Below are 16,631 nucleotides of genomic sequence, written 5' to 3' on the forward strand. Positions count from 1 at the left end.
TTTTAAATCTAAAAGAACCTAAAATAAGGGCATTTAACAATATCTATAAAATCTTTCGATAGAAATATTATACTTAACAATTGAAGTATTTATAGCTAATGATGATCTTCATTGTGAAGATGCTTAGGCTCCTTTGGTAAAGACAAACTAATAAAGAAGCAGATAATAAGCATGACAATAACGTATATAAAAAATACATTTTCCTGATTGACACTTTTAAACTTCAAAGCTACAGCAGGAGCCGAACCACCAAAGATAGCATTACCAATAGCGTAGGACACGCCCACACCCAATGCCCTAACCTCCTGTGGAAACATCTCCGCTTTGATTAATCCACCAATAGAAGTATAAAAACTCAAAACAATCATCATAAAACTTAGCAGCATGAATATGATATATGGATTGTCAGCATAGGCCTTCATACCGATCGCCATCACAGGATATATCGTAATAGCAGTAATAGCACTAAAGTAAATCATAGATTTACGATTGCCCCATCTATCCCCTAAGGCACCAAATAACGGTTGTACCAGCATAAATACGAACAAACAAGCCGTCATCACCAAACCTACGGTTTCACTATCCATTCCTTCAGAGATATAGGTCCTGGAATATACCGTGATGGTATAAAAAGCTAAAGAACCCGCACTTGTGAATCCTATTACGGTAGCGAAAGCACGGCCATGTTTCCGGATTAAGGCTATTATATTACCACTATCTTTATTGTCACGACTCGCGGTACTTGATGTTTCATGAAGATGACTACGTAAGAATAAAGAAAATAGGGCCACTACGCCACCTATGACAAAAGGAATTCTCCATCCTCCATCATACAACTGATCATGACTCATAAAATGAATCATAATCACGCCCAGTAAACTTGCTAACAATTGCCCTCCAGACAAGGTGACATATTGAAAAGAAGAGAAAAAACCTTTTCTCCCTTTGAGCGCTACCTCACTCATATAGGTTGCTACAGTACCATATTCTCCGCCTACAGATAGCCCTTGCAGCAATCTTACGACCAACAATAATATTGGCGCCATTATACCTACGGCTTCATATGTAGGCAATAAGGCAAATAAGAAGGAACTACAACTCATCAAGACGATAGAGATAATCATGGATATCTTTCTACCATATTTATCGCCTATATAACCAAAAAGCCAACTTCCAATGGGACGCATAAAAAAACTCGCCGCAAATACCCCCCATGCATATATAGACTTTGTACCTTCATCTATATCTCCAGGAATAAGGGCATCTTTAAAATAGTCAACGAATACCGCATAGATATAAAAATCAAACCATTCGACTAGATTACCTGAAGCAGCACCAACAATACTTTGGATTGTTTTTTTAGTTTTTTGTTTTTGAAGATCATTATGCATATCTATTAGATTATGATATACTACGTAGCGTGTATATCTAATTATCAATCCTTAATAATAAAAACTACTACAACAATTTACCTGTCAAAATAGAAGCCGCAATACTGAAATAAATAATCAACCCAGAAACATCTACCAAAGTAGCTACAAAAGGAGAAGAAGCAGTTGCAGGATCAAACCCAATTTTTCGTAGTATAAAAGGAATCAGCGCTCCTGCTAATGTACCCCATAAAACGATAACGACCAGCGATAATGAAACTGTCAATGCTACATAAAGCCAATATTCACCGTAATCATAAATACCTGCTTTTTCCCATACAACGATACGCATAAAACCTATAAGCCCCAAAATAGTCCCTAAAGCCAAGCCGGATTTGAGCTCCTTGACCAACACATACCACCAATCTTTAAGCTTTAATTCACCCAAAGCCATAGCACGAATTATCAAAGAGGCCGCCTGTGACCCAGAGTTACCACCACTAGAAATAATCAAGGGAACAAACAAGGCTAAAACAATAGCTTTCTCTAATTCGCCATCGTAATAACTCATAGCAGAGGCCGTAAACATCTCGCCAATAAACAAGACAACAAGCCAACCAGCACGCTTCTTAATAAGCTCCATAATAGGTGTCCTCGTATAAGACACATCAAGCTCTTCCATCCCCCCAAATTTCTGGATATCCTCAGTATCACGCTCTTGCATTTCTTCTAAGATATCATCTGAAGTAACAATCCCAACGAGAACACCTTTTTCGGTGACAATAGGGATTGCAGAACGATCATATTTTTCAAAATCTTCAATTGCATCATCGATAGACATTGTAGTTCGTAAGGCTACAAAATTACTATCCATCAAAGAGGAAACCTTTGTCTCATCATCGGCTAAAAGGATATCTTCAATCCTCAAATCATCAATCAATACATTATTATCATCTACTATAAATACATAATGTAGATTTTCAACACGCTTACCAAACTTCTTGATATGCACTAAAACCTCCGAGATAGTATAATAATCTTTAACCTGAATATAGTTGGGTGTCATAATACGTGCTATACAGCGCTCATCATAGCCCATTAAATTCAAGGCTATATTACGTTCTTCAGGTCTTAATAAATTGATAAAATGCTTAATCAATGCATCGGGAAAAGTTTCAAATAATTCGGTACGATCATCAGGGCTTAGGTTATTAAGTACTTCTGCCAAGTCATGATCAGTCAAGCTAGAAACAATTTCCTGCTGAATATCCGAATCTAAATAAGAAAAAACTTCGACCTTACTATCATTAGACAATAGATAAAAAGTAATCGTTCTATTTTTCTTATCTAACGCAGTAAGATGTTCGGCAATATCTGCCGGATGTTGATTTTGAAAAATATTATCCATATTTTCAGTTGTATAATATATTTTGAGCCATAAAACATTTGTATATATACGAAACTACTCTGCCGGCACAATTTATTATACAACCTAATTTTATGGTATTTGTTTTAAATTTCTCACTAGAGAATATATGTTTTTTATCAAAGACTAAAGTACCCCGTAATGCTTTAATGCATTCCATATCCCATCTGAATCCACATCATCTGTGATATAATTTGCTATAGCTTTGACTTCAGGGTTAGCGTTACCCATCGCTACCCCAATATGGACATGTTGAAGCATCGTAATATCATTACCGCCATCACCAAATGCCATAGTATGTGATAGATCTATTCCAAAATAATCACAAAAGATATCAATACCTACTTGTTTACTTTGTCCCATTGGGTTGACATCAGCAAACAAAGGCGACCATCTCGAAGCCAAAGAATTAGGCATTATTTCAGCCATAAAATTCTGTTCTTCCTCTGGCCCTAAAAAAATATTAGTTTGTAAAATAGAATCTAATTCTGCTTCTGAAAAATCAAACTTCTTAGGCACTGGTAGATTTAAATGCGCATACATCCCTGCAATATCTTCCGTTACGTTATGTATGGTAATATCCTTTTCGGACATGAAAGAAAAACTCAATTCTTGTTGCTGTGCATAATCTAAAACTGCTTTAATATCACTAGGATCTATTGCTTTTTTGAATAATACCTCTCCTTCTTTGGTCACACAATACCCACCATTAAACGTTATATAGCCATCAAAATTCAAATATTTAACATGATCAATACTATTAATCGACCTACCCGTAGATAATATTGTTTTTATTCCTTTGTCTTGAAGCTGCGCTATGGCTTCTTCCGTTGAGGCGGAAACTTCGTGGGTATTAAAGCTTAATAAAGTACCATCAATATCAAAAAATACCGCATCAATAGTTTTGTTTTGCATGTGTAGTGTTCGTATTTCGTAAAGTAAATTTGAGGCAAGACACAAGGTAATGAATTAAGGTTTTGTATCTTTGTACATCACAATAAATATATTTTACCATGACGTTACCCTCTTTTATCAACAAGCTAAAGTTAGCGATAGAAAATGAAAGTTTTATCAAATTATCGTTAGGAAATTACAAAGGTAACGAACCGAATCTCAAAAATATTTATGCCAAATTAGTATTGATAAAAAGGGAATTGAAAATATCATTTACTCTTCGTTATCAAACACGAGATATTACCAAAAATATGCCTATCGAGGAAGGCATTACCTACATTATAGAACAATTACAAACTGATGGATTCCGTGCGGCTACATTATTCAACCAAACAGAGAATATAGTATTACAATATAACAATAAGGGAGATTGGTTTATTAAGACCGAAAAAGCTACAGCAAGTAAACCTACTAGCCTAACACACGATCATCAAAAAGAGCGTAAAGTAGGAAGTACCTCAAAACAATATCTTCAAGAATTGAGGCTGACAGATGAAAATGGAAAGGTATACAAAAATGCCCAAGATAAATGGAAGCAAATCAATCATTATATTGAACTATTAAGCACAGAGCTCAAGAACTTGCCAAAAAAAGAAAAACTTAAAGTGGTCGATATGGGCGCAGGTAAAGGATACCTTACCTTTGCACTACATGATTACTTGAGCCAAGAACTCGGCTATAATGTATTGACTGAAGGTATTGAATATCGTGATGATTTAGTAGAATTATGCAATCAAATAGCAAAAAAAGCAGCCTTTAAGGATTTTGAGTTCAAACAGGGCACTATTGAGGATTATCAACCAGAAGCGGATATAGATGTGCTAATAGCACTTCATGCATGCGATACAGCAACAGATGATGCGATATACAAAGGTATAAAATACAATGCAGAACTAATCGTGGTAGCACCATGTTGCCACAAACAAGTACGCAGAGAATTAGAGCGTGTTAAAGCGAGTAATGAACTAGATTTTATGACACAATATGGTATTTTCTTAGAACGCCATGCCGAAATGCTTACGGATAGTATACGTGCATTAATATTAGAATATTTTGGCTATCAAACTAAGGTAATGCAATTTATTTCTGATGCACACACACCTAAGAATGTAATGATTGTAGGGGTGAAAAAATCTATTAATCTGGACAAACAGAAAGAAATAAAAAATAGACTAAATGAGATCAAAAATTATTTTGGCTTAGATTATCATCATTTAGAAAGAATAAGTCACCTATAAGACTAAATACTATTTAATATAAAAAGGTTCAACAAATGTTGAACCTTTTTATTTCGCTAGATTAATTTTCAAACCTCTACTCCTAAACTATCTACCAAATGAAAACTAATAATCACCATTAATCTATACAACCTCAACTCTAGCAAAATAAAAAACCTCAATTTTCATTGAGGTTTTTTAGTGATCCCGCTGGGATTCGAACCCAGGACCCATACATTAAAAGTGTATTGCTCTACCAGCTGAGCTACAGAATCCTAATCACTTAATTGATTACCCTTCCTTGTTTGAAGTGATGCAAAGATAGGCTTTAAATACATTACAACAAAATAAAATTGACATTCAATCGCTAAAAAAGGATTAGCACAGCCCCAGAAAACAAACTAAATAATTAAATAATAAGCAGTTAAATACCACTAATGATAACTAAAAAATATATTAAATTTTATCCAACAAACACACAAAATGTTTATATTAATAATATATTGACATAATTAAATAAACAAAAGATAATAATAAATTAAAAAATATAGATCTAAGTCATCAATTATCCGGCATATCTTCCGGTAATTAGTACTTCGGTTCTATGTTCTACAAATATTTTGCTCAACTTAATCGGCCAATTACCCGCATCAACTCTCTTTTTTAAATCGTAAAAACCCTGACTTCTCAGCCTTTTTCTTAATCTATTTGTACCAACTGACCGACTAATAATTCGACAATTCCATAATCCTCCTCCGCTAATACATTCTACACGCAAAGAACTGTCCATAGTATTAATAGACCATTCAATAGCATCATATAACGGAATCACGAATAACCCAATGGGAAATCTATAATTAGCGGAAATTTCAAACAAATCAACTTTTATATTGGATGTGGCATGACATAGCTTCATGAGATCAATCAGCTTATTAACAAAAGACATCTCTTCACGCCAAGAAACTGTTGCATCAATATCATTCATACGCAATGTATAATCTAACAATTCCTTTTGTAAATTGGCATATGTCATATATTCCTTCGTATCCCCCATCTTCCATGAGTTATCACAAAAGATTTTAACACGATTGTAAAAAGATGATTTATTAATATCATAAGGTAATTCCTTACCTATAGTATCCAATTGCTCTTCAATCAAACGATATTGCCACAGATATTCTTGCCTCTCCTTTTCATCGAATTTTATCTCATAATAAATAGATAGAAGGAAGCCAAAGAAAATCACCAAGAGACCAATTATATAGGTTATTTTAAATAAATTATTTTCAGGCAGTACAGTAACAAACTTTTCATAGTTAACTCCTTCATAATAAAATACACCTAAAATTATTACTACAAAAGAAATAACAATTAAACTAAAATGAATCTTCCTGTAAATTATGGTGATAAAATTTTTATTCATAGTGGGTTATTTTTTCATAATTAACAACAGGTTATGTAAATATAATAACTAATAATTAAATAAAAATATGACATTAGTCACTTTTATGAAAAAACAGCCTTTTAAGAGGATAATGGGCACAAAAAAAACCTTCCCAAAATTGAGAAGGTTTTCAAAATAGAATTTAAACTAACTACAACATCTTAACTATTGTTTCATTTTCTTGCATTACCGCATGATCCTTTGCTGTTTTACCTCTACTATCTTTGATATCACGGTCAGCGCCAGCATTAAGTAATTTTGTTATTATTTCATTCTGACCAAAAGTAGCTGCAAAAATTAAAGCTGATGCACCATTAGCATTAACCTGATTCACATTAGCCTTACCCACATTTACTAAAAGGTCTACCATGTTGACATATCCTTTGAATGTGGCACCCATAAGTGCTGTATTTCCGGACATATCTTGTGCATCAACTTTAGCACCGTTACGGATCAAAAATTTTACTACTTCGGTATTATTATTATAGACAGCCAATATTAAGGGAGTAAATCCCTTGGGATTAGCTTGGTTGATATCAATTCCTTGTTTGATATAATTTGCAATTTGTACGGTATCATTAGTACGTGCTGCTGCAAAAATATCTTGTGCTTTAACAGATCCTAAAGCTAAGACTAAAGCTACTGTATAAATAAATTTTCTCATAATGTGTAAATATTTTAAGAGCAGAGCGGCTATTGAAGACCACTCTGCTACTTATTATTAATTATTTAATGTATTGTTGTACATCGTTAAAAGTAGTATTTGTTGCTTTCATCAAACGTGTACCATACTCTTTATCCGCTTGATAAAAATGAGCTATCATTTTGTTTACGATAACTTTATTTTTAACAGCATTTAATGCGCCTGATAAATTTTTGATTAAGTTGTCTTGATCTTGCTTAGAGAAAGAACGATATAAATCACCTGCTTGCGCAAAGTTGTTCTCTTTGTCAATTACATGCTGTGTAGTAGTTGTCCCAGCAGGGAATACATTTTTTGAATATTTGAACTTCGTATTATCTACTACCTCTGGTTTGTTTGTAGAAGGTTGGTAATTGATATCACCTTCTTGCTTACGCATAGACATATAACCATCTTGGTTATACGTTTTCACTTGGTTGATAGGTCTGTTTACTTCAACTTGCTGGAAATTACCACCAATACGGTGACGTTGCGTATCAAAATAAGAGAATAAACGACCTTGTAACAATTTATCTTCCGAAGGTTCGATACCTGGTACTAATGTACCTGGAGAGAATGCTGCTTGCTCTACTTGTTGAAAATAATTTGTAGGATTACCATTTAAAGTCATAGTACCTACTTTTACTAATTTTGCAACAGACTCAGGCCATACTTTAGTCACATCGGTAGGGTTGAAATCCAATTTATCGAAATCTTCCTTTTTCAATAGTTGAACGTAAAGATCCCATTTAGGATAATTTCCTTTTTCAATCGCTGTATATAAATCTACTGTTGCATGCTCAATCGCTGTAGATTGAATTTTATTCGCTTCTTCTTGCGTTAAATTTTTAACAACTTGCTGAGGAACCCATTTATACTTAACATAAGTAACCTCTCCTTTGTCATTTACCCATTTGTAAGCATGAACACCGTTACCTTCCATCTGACGGTAGTTAGCAGGAATTCCATAATCCGAGAATAACCATGTCAACATATGCGTAGACTCTGGTAAATTAGAAAAGAAATCAAATACACGATTTGGATCTGAAGCATTATTCATCAATGGTGATGGTTTGAATGCATGGACCATATCCGGAAATTTTATGGCATCGCGGATAAAGAAAACAGGTAAGTTGTTACCTACTAAATCATAATTACCTTGTTGCGTATAGAATTTTACAGCAAACCCACGAGGATCACGGTAAGTTTCTGGAGATCCTTGTTGGTGTGTTACTGTAGAGAAACGTACAAACAAAGGTGTTTTCTTTCCGGCTTGTGCTAAGAAATCTGCCATTGTAACATCAGAGAAATCTGCAGATGCGACAAACTCACCAAAAGCACCAGCACCACGTGCATGAACTACACGCTCAGGAATACGCTCACGATCAAATGCAGCAAGTTTTTCAATTAAGTGAATATCCTCTAACAAAACTGGACCATTGTTACCAACAGTTTTTGAGTTTTGATTATCCCCCACAGGAGCACCAGTATTCGTAGTCAACTGTTGTGCAAAAACCCCTGTTGATAAAAATGCTAAACCGAGTACTAAACTTCTTTTAATCATACTTAATTTGTTCTATTTATTGTTATTTAACAGTACAAAATTAGCCATCACGACACTATAAATTACATCTATAATATCTATAGCATATCATAAAAAATTATAATAACTAACAACAAAAGAGTTAGGTTAACACCAATAAAAAAATATGACCTAATTAAATAAAAAAATAGCGGTATTTTAAATAATCTTATAGAATTACATAGGTTATAAAAACCTAATAACAGCAAATTAATCATGAGTAAAAAACACTTGAACAACCACCACTACGTTAATAAAACCTCAATTATTTAGCTCTCCCTAATCCGAGAGAAACTATAGCTATGTTAACTTCTCCAAAACAACAAAGTCTACAAACCAAAGAATCTATATTCTATACATATTAAATATCTTTACAATACATACTTATCAAAAAAATAATTTTCTTTAAATATATCTCACTTGATAGGTAGACCTCTACTTGCTATTCAAATCTTTTATTATAGTTCTTACAGAAAGGATTTTCTTAAAAAGAATATTTATAAAAAATATCATATTTACAAACTACCGTTAAAATAAAATATATTATAAATAATAATTATATTTACTCTAAGGAAAACACATCCACTTATAAACTATTTATGAAAAATCACACGTACATATACGCCTTCGTGGCTTTTATAGTATCCTCTTGCTCAACGATTAAAAATTCTACTTTCAACAAAGAAATTATTACCACACAATGTACAGCGCAAGAAGAATATAATTATACCGCATTGGGGCTTCCCTCTTATTCAAGCATAAGTATATCAGACTCGTCACTGCTGAGCAAAAAGATATCATCAAATAATCTATTAATAGCAACCACAATAGGTATCACCCCTATTTTAGCAGAATATATCACCCTAAAAACAACAGTAGGACAAAACGCATCCTTAGAACAAAGAGTACGTTTATTGGAACTCAAGCATACACTAGATCATAAAATCAATAATGCTTCCTTGATCATATCTGCAGTCTCGGCAGAATTGGACTGTGAGGAGGAGCGTATAAAACAAATAGCTAACTACATAATAGAGAAGCAGGAAAATTTAGAATCCAAACTGACAATTGCCGCAATCGTAGTAGGTGCCTCTGGCGCTATCCTCACGAGTGGTGTGATCAAAAATGATAAAGCAGGTAATGCCGTAGGCATAACTGCCGGTGTAGCAGAAGCAGGATTAGGATTTGCTATGCTGTTTAACAAGAAAAAAATACGCTACCAACAGCAAAGAAATATATTGAAAGACATATGGCAGGGTCCGGATGTATCTAAGTTTTTCCCTCCTTTTATATGGTATTACCTCAACTATAGTATCGATAAATCACCAAGTCCTAGAGAAGAAATAATAGATAAATGGGAGCAGTTTGGACATATAGAAAAAGATTCCAAAAAAATGACAGATTTATTTTTTGGACCTGGCGGTAAATACACAGCAGATCAGCTGAATGACCGTGCAGCTATGTATGATCAATTGGAATCGAGAATAAATCTCCTTAAACAAAAATTGATGCTATTGAGCTACGAAATAGACAATATATAAATCTATTGCTGTATCTTTAGGATAAAAAACCAACAATTATATGAGAAATTTAATCGCTTTGTTCATTCTCTTTGTATCTGCCCATAACAGCTACGCTCAATATAATGAAACTAGATCTATAAGCCAACATAACGAGATTTCTGTTGCCACAGGAATTCAAGTTGAATATATCAAATCAAACAAAAATAATGTTACTATAGAATGTGAAAACAAACTTCATTTAAAGCTCGTTGTCACAGAAGTTTCGAATGGCAAATTAACAATTAAATATAAATCTAATAGTAATATAAGAGCTAGAAAACCTACAAGAGTAACCGTTTACTCCAATTACTCCTTAGAGAAAGCACAGGTTTCCTCTAGTGGTCACTTAACACTCAAAGATCCTATCAATGCGACATCATTTGAGTTAGACGCATCTTCAGCAGGCAAAATAGTTACCAATATTATCAAAGCGAATACTATTGATATAGATGCCTCCTCATCAGGTAGTATTGAGGGTACTATCAATGCTAAAAATGTAGAACTCGAAGCTGCTAATTCGGCAAAAATTACACTAGCAGGAGTTGCTTCAAATATCGATATAGACATGAGATCATCAGCAAAAATTGATCTTTCGAAAACAAAAATTGATGCATTAGCATTAGACGGTAGTTCATCTGCCCAATTGACAATAAACACCGCTATATCCTTAGATAGTAACTTGTCATCAAGCGCTAAAATATACTATACTAAAATACCGAACAATATTATAGAAAATAAAACCTCATCTGGAGGAAGAATGGTACAGAAATAATTACTTATAAGGATATATACACTAAAAGGCTACCTGATAATCTAACATTCAGGTAGCCTTTTAGTATCTATAACTCCCTTCAAACAATAAAATAATTCAACTGTTATCTATTTAAAAATAGATTTAACATGAAACATATTTTCCCCACGTTATTCGCAATAACACTAACATTAGGTATTTGTAGTAATGCAACCAGTCAAACCTATAAACGAACCTTAAAAGAAGAAGTTTATATTACGTCAAATGCTGACTCTATAGAACTCCATTTCTCCAAAAATGGAAAACACATAGTTTTTGAAGGAACAGCACAAGACAACATTGATTGGAAATCTCCAATAATAACAAAAAGTAAAAAACTATCCCTTAACCGAAAAACAGCACGCCCATTTTACGGTGTTATCACCCCTACAAAAGACACCTTGATTGTCGCAGAACGCAAATTAATAATCAATGACCTGGATAATTTCAGGGATCTTGGCGGCATAAAAACTATGGACAACAGATATGTCAATTGGGGTAAGTTCTACCGCTCTGATGCTCTGAATGAACTCTTAACGAGCTCCTTTCCGTATATAGAAGATCTACATATTAATAAAGTATTTGACTTGAGATCAGAATTTGAAATTGAAAAGGCGAAAGATAATCTACCTCCAACAATCACTTATGAGCACTTCCCTATTTTTGCGGACGATGATAGTGGTATGTTGCAGGGTTTACAACAAAAGCTAGAGAAAGGAACATTTACACAAGAAGAAGCCGAAGATTTAATGATGCAAACGTACGAAAGCTTTGCGAATGATGATGCCCAAAAATTCAACACTTTATTACATCAAATAATCGTTCAAGATAGTAAGCCTAATGTCTTTCACTGTACAGCAGGTAAAGATAGAACAGGCTATACAGCAGCTATGATATTGGCATTATTAAAAGTAGATAGACAGACGATATTAGATGAATATGATATGACCAACTTTTATACCGAAGCAAAGATTAAAGATTATATAGCAAATGTGGATAAATTGGGCTACGGCACGAATATACAACCAGGGGCTATAGCAGCAGTCATGAGTGTAAACAAAAAATATCTAGAGAAATGCTTTGCTATTATAGACAGTAAGTATGGCGGTATAGATGCATACATTAAAAATCAACTTGGTTTTTCGGACCAAGAACGTGAGGCTATTATCCAAAAGTACACCTACAAAATGTAATACATTGACCTTGTTGTCAATAGCAGATTGCTAATAAAAGGCAGATATTACTAATATATTCATCAATACGTAAAACATTTACTGCCAAAATATTTCAATATTTAAAAACTATTTCTATCTTTGCACTTCCGTAAGTGCGGAAAAAAATTTAAATTAAAATAATTATTTAAAAAATGCAACAGTACGAATCTGTAATCATTCTTACCCCGTTGCTTTCAGAAGACGCTGCAAAAGAGGCAATTGCCAAATTCAAAGCAGTCTTAACAGAAGGCGGAGCCGAAATTATCGCTGAAGATAATTGGGGTTTGAGAAAATTAGCGTATCCTATCCAGAAAAAAAGCACTGGATTTTATCACTTAACTGAATTCAAGGCTCCAGGTGAATTAATTAAAAAATTAGAGGTTGAATACAAACGTGATGAGCGCGTAATGCGTTTCTTAACTATCGCTTTGGACAAACACGCTATTGCATATAGCGAGAAAAAACGTAGCGGTGCATTCAACAAAAAAGTTGAAACTAAAACTGAGGAGGGAGCAAACTAATGGCAAACGAAAATATTCAATACGTAACTGCGCCTAAAGTAGACGACAATCGTAAAAAATACTGTCGTTTCCGTAAAAACGGTATCAAGTATATCGATTACAAAGACGCTAACTTTTTGTTAAAGTTTGTAAACGATCAAGGTAAAATTTTACCTCGCCGTCTTACTGGTACATCATTAAAATTCCAACGTAAAGTTGCTCAAGCTGTGAAACGTTCACGTATCATCGGTTTAATGCCTTACGTTACTGATTCATTAAAATAAGGAGGATATACGATAATGGAAGTTATATTAAAACAAGATGTTAAACACCTTGGCGAAAAAGACGATATCGTAGTAGTAAAACCGGGCTACGGTCGTAACTACTTAATCCCTCAAGGATTTGCTACTTTGGCAACATCGTCAGCAAAGAAAGTTTTAGCTGAGAATATCAAACAAGCTCAGTTCAAACAAGACAAAATTAAAAAAGACGCTACTGAATTAGCTACTAAATTAGAAACTGTAAAACTTTCTATTGGTGCTAAAGCTGGTGAGTCGGGTAAAATCTTCGGTAAAGTAAATAGCATCCAAATTGCTGATGCATTGAAAGCTCAAGGTTATGACGTTGATCGTCGCCGTATCACTTTCGAAACAGAGCCTAAATCTGTAGGTGAATACTTAGCAAACTTAAACTTACACAAAGAAGTTAAAGTTCAAGTTCCTTTCGAAGTAGTAGCTGAATAATTTTATTCTAGCTTAAAATATAAAGGGGATAACCATGGTTATCCCCTTTTTTCATTATGTTTGTTTATTAAAACGTACAATTATGAATTTCAAAACAATCATTGTCGCAATTGTATCCGCTTTGGCTGCTATTATTTTGTTCAAAAATACAGAACAAAGTAAATTTTGGTTATTCGGCGATATCTACACCTCCAAATTAACTTTACTGTGTATTTTTTACGTACTAGGCGTCATAACTGGAGGAATGCTATTTCGACGTAGAAAAAAACATCCTACTGAATATGGTGTTAGCAATCCAAATACCTATCAAGAAGAAGAGATGGGTAATATCCCAACATCACCTTATTCGACGACAAACCTGTCAGATGAGGACAAAGAATTTATAAAAAGAGATTAATCATCTTGATAAATAAGAGATGGTTGAATCATCATATAGCTACTATTATATATAACTAGTCCTGTATATATACGTAAAGACTAAAAAATCAACCATACATATAGGAATTAAACAAGTCGGAGGTATTTCATCTGACTTGTTTGAAATAATACTTTAACAGTTCCTTGTTTAGCTAATAGCCTCCTAGCTCCTACCTTGCTATCTAAGGCCGTGAAGTACGCGATATAGTGAACCATTAGCTAATCAAAATTTATCGTGTATCCATAGGTCTAGCAGCATATATGCAAAATAAAAAAGATTCTTAATCCAAAGGTTTATTATATTTAAACAAATAATATATTTCAGTACGGATCTACTAACCACAATCACCCCCATATACATGGTCAAAAAAACACTAAAATGGACAGGTACAATATTGTTATCTCTTCTACTATTGACAGTAATAGGACTATTCATGACTGGACATGGTTATATTTTAAAAGCAATACGTGTAGTCTATATGACAGGTCATACTTCTGCATTCCTAGGTGATTACAGCTATTTTAATAACCGTACAATTGCGATTGAAAAACCACAACCGTGGCCAATTAGTCAAGATTATAATAAAGTTAAAAGTACCTTAAAATTAGATTCACTACATACCGCAAATAAATCCATTGCTTATCTAATAATAAAAAATGATAGTTTATGGTTTGAAGAATATTATGATAGCTACAACAGAGATTCCAAAACAAACTCCTTCTCTATGGCCAAGAGTATGGTTGCCGCTGCATTAGGAAAAGCATTAGAATTGGGTTATATCACAAGCTTGGAAGATAAGGTAAAAAAATACCTGCCCGAATTGTCAGGCCAATACGCTGATGATCTAACAGTTAAAGACTTAGTAACGATGCAATCAGGATTAAAATGGGATGAAAGTTACAATTCACCATTTTCAGTTACGACCAAAGCATATTTCTATGATAACTTGAGTGAAACTATGCTTCAACTACCTATCTCTTCAGCACCAGGACAGGGATTCAAATACCAAAGTGGCGATACCCAATTATTAGCCATGGTGTTAAGTGAAGCGCTCCCTATTTCACTTTCTGAATTTTTATCTACTTATTTTTGGAAACCTATGGGTGCCGAGAAAGAAGCATTATGGCAATATAATGCAAAGGATGGAGTCGAGAAAGCCTATTGTTGTATAGCTAGTAACGCATTAGATTTTGCACGATTTGGAAAACTATATAAAGATAAAGGTACATGGTACGGTAATTCTCTTTTAGACTCTACCTATATTGCTACATCTACGATACCTGCAGATCCACAGTCTCCAGAATATGGATATGGTTGGTGGCTCGGTGAATACCGAAATAAGAATATCGTATATATGGATGGCCATTTGGGACAATATGTTATTGCTATACCTGAAGACAATATTATAATTGTACGATTGGGGCATGCAACAGACAAGCGAAAAAGAACCAATCCCAATTCTGCCTTCTATCAATATATAGACCAAGCCTATAAAATGATGGGTATCTAACAAAAAAAATAGGCTGTCCTTTTTGAGACAGCCTATTTTTTGTTAGATAAAAGTGTTAGGTTGAAAAAACATAACGAATTTCTTCACGTAGATTATAACGTGAAGCCATTACCTCACCGTATGCTCCAGCAGTACGGATAACGACTAAATCACCTCTTTTACTAATTGGCAGCTCCACTTCCTTACCAAAAGAATCAGAGCTTTCGCAGATTGGACCTACCACCTCGTAGTTCAACAGTTCATCCTTTAGATCCGCTCCTACCCGTTCAATTTTATGATATGCTTGGTACAATGCTGGACGCATCAATTCGGTCATACCAGCATCCAAGATTAAGAAATTCTTTTTAGCGCCAGATTTTGTATATAGTACACGGCTTACTAAAGAGCCACACTGTGCTACTAAAGCACGTCCCAGCTCAAAGTGTACTTCTTGTTGGGCATTTCTTTCTAAGAATTTATCGAAGACCTCAAAATAGGCTTCAAAATCAGGAATAGGATTCTCATCGGGATTTTGATAATCTACACCTAATCCACCGCCTACATTAATAACTTTGATGTAGGTTCCTCTTTCTTCAAACCAATTTTTCCATTCATTAACTTTGACGCATAAACTTTTGAAAACATTCATATCTGTGATCTGTGAGCCTACATGGAAATGTAAACCTATAAGATTGATGTTCGCACAAGCACTAATTACAGCAGCAGCTTTTTCTAATTCTGAATTTGGAACACCGAACTTATTCTCGTCCAACCCCGTTGTAATATAATGATGTGTATGTGCATCTACATTAGGGTTAATACGTAAAGATACATTTGCCTTTACCCCTTCAAGTGCAGCCAATTCATTAATTACTTCCAACTCTTGTATAGATTCAACGTTGAAAGCAAAAATATGGTGTTTCAATGCTGTTTTAATTTCCTTATCTGACTTCCCTACGCCCGCAAACGTAATTTGATCTGCCGAAAAGCCTACATCTATGGATTTTTGAACTTCATTACCACTAACGCAATCAGCACCAAATCCTTTAGATTGGATAACAGAAAGAATCCTGTCATTAAAATTAGCCTTCAATGCATAATGAATATGAAAATTACGCTTATCTGCGGCTTTTTTAGCTGCGTCAAGGGTATTATTTAACAATTCTAAATTGTAATAATAGAAAGGAGTCTCTTGCCCCCTAAACATCGCTAACTTTGTATTATCAAACATATATTAGTC

The 16,631-nt window shown here is 34.1% G+C and carries 16 protein-coding genes and 1 tRNA gene; 9 read left to right on the forward strand and 8 right to left on the reverse strand.

What is annotated here, in order from left to right; translation table 11 throughout:
* Positions 1-95: 95 nt before the first annotated feature.
* From IP023_RS12840 to IP023_RS12850, 3 genes are all read right to left on the reverse strand, one after another.
* Positions 96-1,391, reverse strand: a complete 1,296-nt coding sequence (locus tag IP023_RS12840) for an MFS transporter (protein ID WP_241790794.1) — start codon at positions 1,389-1,391, stop codon at positions 96-98.
* Positions 1,392-1,458: 67 nt separating this feature from the next.
* Complete coding sequence (gene mgtE, locus IP023_RS12845) at positions 1,459-2,778, reverse strand: magnesium transporter (protein WP_241790795.1); 1,320 nt, start codon at positions 2,776-2,778, stop codon at positions 1,459-1,461.
* Positions 2,779-2,922: 144 nt separating this feature from the next.
* Entirely contained in the window at positions 2,923-3,711 is a 789-nt protein-coding gene (locus tag IP023_RS12850) for a Cof-type HAD-IIB family hydrolase (RefSeq protein ID WP_241790796.1), read from the reverse strand.
* A 98-nt stretch (positions 3,712-3,809) separates the two neighbouring features.
* On the opposite strand from IP023_RS12850, the gene IP023_RS12855 reads away from it, so the two are divergent.
* Positions 3,810-4,988 (forward strand): class I SAM-dependent methyltransferase, encoded by a 1,179-nt coding sequence (locus IP023_RS12855; protein WP_241790797.1) that lies wholly within the window; start codon positions 3,810-3,812, stop codon positions 4,986-4,988.
* Between the two features lie 181 nt (positions 4,989-5,169).
* On the opposite strand, the gene IP023_RS12860 is transcribed toward IP023_RS12855, so the two are convergent.
* The 4 genes from IP023_RS12860 to IP023_RS12875 all read right to left on the reverse strand — a co-directional run bounded on the left by IP023_RS12860 (position 5,170) and on the right by IP023_RS12875 (position 8,657).
* A tRNA-Lys gene (locus IP023_RS12860) sits at positions 5,170-5,242 on the reverse strand.
* A 290-nt stretch (positions 5,243-5,532) separates the two neighbouring features.
* A complete protein-coding gene (locus IP023_RS12865; protein ID WP_241790798.1) occupies positions 5,533-6,390 on the reverse strand; it encodes a hypothetical protein in 858 nt (285 codons plus the stop codon).
* Positions 6,391-6,562: 172 nt separating this feature from the next.
* Positions 6,563-7,075 (reverse strand): ankyrin repeat domain-containing protein, encoded by a 513-nt coding sequence (locus IP023_RS12870; protein ID WP_241790799.1) that lies wholly within the window; start codon positions 7,073-7,075, stop codon positions 6,563-6,565.
* A gap of 61 nt (positions 7,076-7,136) precedes the next feature.
* Positions 7,137-8,657: a catalase gene (locus IP023_RS12875; protein ID WP_241790800.1), complete on the reverse strand. Its 1,521-nt coding sequence runs from the start codon at positions 8,655-8,657 to the stop codon at positions 7,137-7,139.
* Positions 8,658-9,274: 617 nt separating this feature from the next.
* Between IP023_RS12875 and IP023_RS12880 the strand changes: the two genes are divergently transcribed.
* The 8 genes from IP023_RS12880 (at position 9,275) to IP023_RS12915 (ending at position 15,412) form a co-directional block, all read left to right on the forward strand.
* Positions 9,275-10,216: a hypothetical protein gene (locus IP023_RS12880; RefSeq protein WP_241790801.1), complete on the forward strand. Its 942-nt coding sequence runs from the start codon at positions 9,275-9,277 to the stop codon at positions 10,214-10,216.
* A gap of 40 nt (positions 10,217-10,256) precedes the next feature.
* A complete protein-coding gene (locus IP023_RS12885; RefSeq protein WP_241790802.1) occupies positions 10,257-11,009 on the forward strand; it encodes a GIN domain-containing protein in 753 nt (250 codons plus the stop codon).
* Between the two features lie 128 nt (positions 11,010-11,137).
* Positions 11,138-12,220: a tyrosine-protein phosphatase gene (locus IP023_RS12890; protein ID WP_241790803.1), complete on the forward strand. Its 1,083-nt coding sequence runs from the start codon at positions 11,138-11,140 to the stop codon at positions 12,218-12,220.
* 173 nt (positions 12,221-12,393) lie between these two features.
* The gene (gene rpsF / locus IP023_RS12895) at positions 12,394-12,762 is read left to right on the forward strand and encodes a 30S ribosomal protein S6 (protein WP_241790804.1); all 369 of its coding nucleotides are present in this window, start codon (positions 12,394-12,396) and stop codon (positions 12,760-12,762) included.
* Positions 12,762-13,025 (forward strand): 30S ribosomal protein S18, encoded by a 264-nt coding sequence (rpsR, locus tag IP023_RS12900; RefSeq protein WP_241790805.1) that lies wholly within the window; start codon positions 12,762-12,764, stop codon positions 13,023-13,025. The genes rpsF and rpsR overlap by 1 nt, the downstream gene beginning before the upstream one ends.
* A 15-nt stretch (positions 13,026-13,040) precedes the next feature.
* Complete coding sequence (rplI, locus tag IP023_RS12905) at positions 13,041-13,484, forward strand: 50S ribosomal protein L9 (protein WP_241790806.1); 444 nt, start codon at positions 13,041-13,043, stop codon at positions 13,482-13,484.
* An 82-nt stretch (positions 13,485-13,566) separates the two neighbouring features.
* The gene (locus IP023_RS12910; protein ID WP_241790807.1) at positions 13,567-13,881 is read left to right on the forward strand and encodes a hypothetical protein; all 315 of its coding nucleotides are present in this window, start codon (positions 13,567-13,569) and stop codon (positions 13,879-13,881) included.
* Positions 13,882-14,260: 379 nt separating this feature from the next.
* Positions 14,261-15,412 (forward strand): serine hydrolase domain-containing protein, encoded by a 1,152-nt coding sequence (locus IP023_RS12915; RefSeq protein ID WP_241790808.1) that lies wholly within the window; start codon positions 14,261-14,263, stop codon positions 15,410-15,412.
* 55 nt (positions 15,413-15,467) lie between these two features.
* Here IP023_RS12915 and lysA read toward each other — a convergent pair whose 3' ends face one another.
* Entirely contained in the window at positions 15,468-16,622 is a 1,155-nt protein-coding gene (gene lysA / locus IP023_RS12920; protein WP_241790809.1) for a diaminopimelate decarboxylase, read from the reverse strand.
* Between the last annotated feature and the right edge of the window lie 9 nt (positions 16,623-16,631).

Origin of the sequence: Sphingobacterium rhinopitheci (assembly GCF_022627575.1) — a bacterium.
GTDB classification, from domain to species: domain Bacteria; phylum Bacteroidota; class Bacteroidia; order Sphingobacteriales; family Sphingobacteriaceae; genus Sphingobacterium; species Sphingobacterium rhinopitheci.